Annotated in this window: 2 protein-coding genes; one reads left to right on the plus strand and one right to left on the minus strand. The window is 45.8% G+C overall.

Going from position 1 to position 3,372, the window contains the following annotated elements:
• Positions 1 to 122: 122 nt before the first annotated feature.
• Positions 123 to 311 (minus strand): hypothetical protein, encoded by a 189-nt coding sequence (locus tag ACOCD2_RS14790; RefSeq protein WP_419584321.1) that lies wholly within the window; start codon positions 309 to 311, stop codon positions 123 to 125.
• 261 nt (positions 312 to 572) lie between these two features.
• Between ACOCD2_RS14790 and ACOCD2_RS14795 the strand changes: the two genes are divergently transcribed.
• On the plus strand, positions 573 to 836 hold the full coding sequence (locus ACOCD2_RS14795; RefSeq protein ID WP_293652806.1) for a hypothetical protein: 264 nt from the start codon (positions 573 to 575) through the stop codon (positions 834 to 836).
• The last annotated feature ends 2,536 nt before the right edge of the window (positions 837 to 3,372 follow it).

Below are 3,372 nucleotides of genomic sequence, written 5' to 3' on the forward strand. Positions count from 1 at the left end.
CTTTGGCAATGCTGCCAAAGCCTGTGCTACCCTGGAGAGTATCTCGGGCTTGGAACCCTCAACAGTTATGAGGAGTATGCACAGGTACCTGAAGCTGGTGACAGCTTAAAGCTTGTGTCCATTTACTTTGATCTCTGTGTTGTTGTTTGGTCATAAGCTTGGTCTTCTGGGCACTGTTCTTCCATGCCGTAGGCTGTAGTGGCTTTGTCGAGACGCTCCACTAATTTTGTCAGTTCTTCTTCCTCTCCTGCTAAGCCACCGGTGACATCAGCACAGCGGAGGTTTGCCTCCAGTGTTGACAGTGCCTTCATGATCTGCTGAGGCGTCTGTTATGATCCAATCCAGAAATATTTTAAAGAGGGTGGGCGAGACTAGACGTCCCTGTCAGACTCCGACTGTTGGTCGGAACCAGTCTCCAATCCTGCTGTTGAAGAGGACTGCTCTAGTGGTCTTGTTATATAGAGGTTCCTGATGATACGAATAAGGTTGGTTCTCATGTTGTACTTCTTCATAGCTGCCCACAGAGCTGCATGCCAAACGCTGTCGAATGCCTTCTTCAAGTCTATGAAGTCATGGTAGAGGTCTTGCTGGTGCTAAAATATTTCTCAGAGAAGATTCGTAGGTTTAAATATCTGCTCTGTGGTGCTCCTTCCTGCTGTGAAGCCTGTCTATTCTTCAGCGATGGTCTTCTCCGCTTTCGGATTCAATCTGTTCAGTATGACCTTCAGCATGATTTTGATTGGGTGACTGATGAGGGAGATCGCTCTGTCGTTATGACTCTGCTGCAGATTGCTTTTCTTGGGAAGTGTGATTGCTTGACAGTTGAGGTGTTCTAGCGTCTGTAGGCAATTTTTAGAGCGAGAATGTGCTCTGAATCCATACAATGCGAACACGCTCTTGACCCCGCGAGTCTGCGAACTTATTCCTCTGTGCTGGCAATAAAAACCAAACTTTATGTTTGCATCTTTCTCGCCGCTGCATTTGTTCTAAACCATGCAGAGCATGATCCCACATTACAAAGTGTACATTACGTGTGTAAGCGACACTGGCAAAGTGTTGTGAGAGAGACATGTCAATGGTGCACTATCACAGAAGAAACAACACTCCTGGCTCTCCTGGAGCTTGTATCTGATCTCTCTTCTTACGGACAACACCGCTCAGCTTGGAATTGTTCCAACCAATCTTCTCAGTTGCTGTATACAAAATCGTTGTCAGACAAATTTGGCAGGTGCACTTAGTGGTTCTGCGATGACACGAATGTTATGAATGAGTTATGCACTGCATACAGTCCATTCTTAAATGAAGCTACTTTGGACGTATTTGATGGTCTGGCTGCGTGCAGTTTGCTTGGTTCACAACTGACGAATAGGCTGTTGCAGGTTGCAAACATGATTGCAAAACTGAGAATTGAACGTAGGTCGGAAGCAATCATAACGTGTGTTAGCGACACTGGCAAAGTGTTGTGTTGGAACACGGTTTAAAACACGATGCAGCGGCGAGAAAGATGCAAACATCAACTTTTATTTCTCATGAACTCACACCTTTGTCTATTGACCGCTTGTACTTCACGAATGAGTTCGCAAACTCGCAGTGTGAAGAGAACGTGTTTGAATTGTATGGATTCAAAGCACATTCAGCTGAAACAGTTCTCGCTCCAAAAATGCCTACAGTGACTAGAATCGGACACTTATAACAAGTCAACTATTTCCAGACTCTGCCTGGACAGTGGCATATTCAGCCCACTCCGACCTCGGTGGGTAAAGGGTGTATGCGTGCTTACATGTAACCTGCCACCTGCACTTTCGGCAGAATGACCGGGGTCTTTTACATGCCACTGTAGTAACACTGTAGTATGCCAAATTTGTCTGACAAAGGTTTTGTATACAGCAAGTGTGATGTAGCTGAATTCGATTTCGTGAGTAGGTTATGTAGCTGAATTCGATTTCGTGAGTAGCTTAGGCGTAGTTAGGTATCGATCTGGTTTGTTCGTTTGTTGCAAGATGTACGCGTGTCGTGCAGTAACACCAATCAAAGAACGGAGTGTTCCTTGAGGAGTAGCGTTCCTTGCTGGCATTCTTGGATGGAAAGTATGCATTGTGACGAAGTGTGGTTCTCTGCGTTTCTGTGTGCAAGCCTGCGCTTGCCATGTTGGTACACGTGTAAATCCTGTCGGACATAGCTGAGTGCATGTTTGTGGAAGCTTTGGTGGTAACCGAAGATAACTGTAGGCCGGGTAGTGCTGCAAAGTTCTAAGCCGACAGATGCAACTTGAATTATTATTGGGTAGTTAAGTAGCCTCGTGGATATTTTGTCAAATGTGTCCAAAATAGGTTCATTTAAGAATGGACTGTATGCAGTGCATGACTCATTCACAACATTAGTATCATCGCAGAACCACTTTGTGCACCTGCCAAATTTGTCTGACAAAGGTTTTGTAGACAGCAAGTGTGAAGATTGGGTGGAACAATTGAAAGCTGTACGATCGTCAGATCGGTGTTTTCCGTAATAAAATGTACCAGTTACAAGCGCTTATGAGCCAGTAGTGTTGTTTCTTTTGTGATAGTACGGCTTTGACATGTCGCTTCTCACAACACTTTGCCAGTGTCGCTAACACACGTAATGTACACTATGTTATGTATGTAATGTTGCAAACAGATCCGTTTGAATCTTTCCACTCCATCATCATTATCATCATCTGTCACTTAACGCCGATGGTCGTTGGGGAAGCACAGATAATTTGGCGACCAGTTTCCTCCATTTCTCCTGTTCTCTCTGGGACTTGGCGAACTCCAGGCCTGTCCATTCCCTGATGTCGTCTCCCCACTTGCTCTTTTTCCCCTTTCCAACCCTTGCCACATGGTTTGGCCAGACCTGATCAACGGGAGACGTGACCATAGCACTGCAGCTTGCGTCTCTTTACGATGGTCAAGGAGGTCTTCATGTGGTCCGATTGCCTGCTGAATTTTGGCACGGACTTCCTTTGTAGGAAATGCGTCGAACCTTGCGGTAGCACCTCATTTTCATGGCTTGTATTCTTGTCTCCAGCTCTGCTGTGAGTGTCAATGATTCACAAGCAGCAGAGAGCGCATCAGTCGTATCATTGGACTGGGAGAAATAGTCCTGTCATTTCAAACTGGTTTGCACTTTGGCAATGCTGCCAAAGCCTGTGCTACCCTGGAGAGTATCTCGGGCTTGGAACCCTCAACAGTTATGAGGAGTATGCACAGGTACCTGAAGCTGGTGACAGCTTTAAGCTTGTGTCCATTTACTTTGATCTCTGTGTTGTTGTTTGGTCATAAGCTTGGTCTTCTGGGCACTGTTCTTCCATGCCGTAGGCTGTAGTGGCTTTGTCGAGACGCTCCACTAATTTTG

It is taken from the genome of Thiolapillus sp., from assembly GCF_048562965.1.
In the GTDB taxonomy this organism is placed as follows: Bacteria; Pseudomonadota; Gammaproteobacteria; order Chromatiales; family Chromatiaceae; genus Thiolapillus; species Thiolapillus brandeum_A.

What these genes read in the sequence shown, in the direction of transcription:
- ACOCD2_RS14795 (WP_293652806.1), top strand. Translation starts at nt 573, where the DNA reads ATGGTAGAGGTCTTGCTGGTGCTAAAATATTTCTCAGAGAAGATTCGT.
- ACOCD2_RS14790 (WP_419584321.1), bottom strand. Translation starts at nt 311, where the DNA reads ATGAAGGCACTGTCAACACTGGAGGCAAACCTCCGCTGTGCTGATGTC.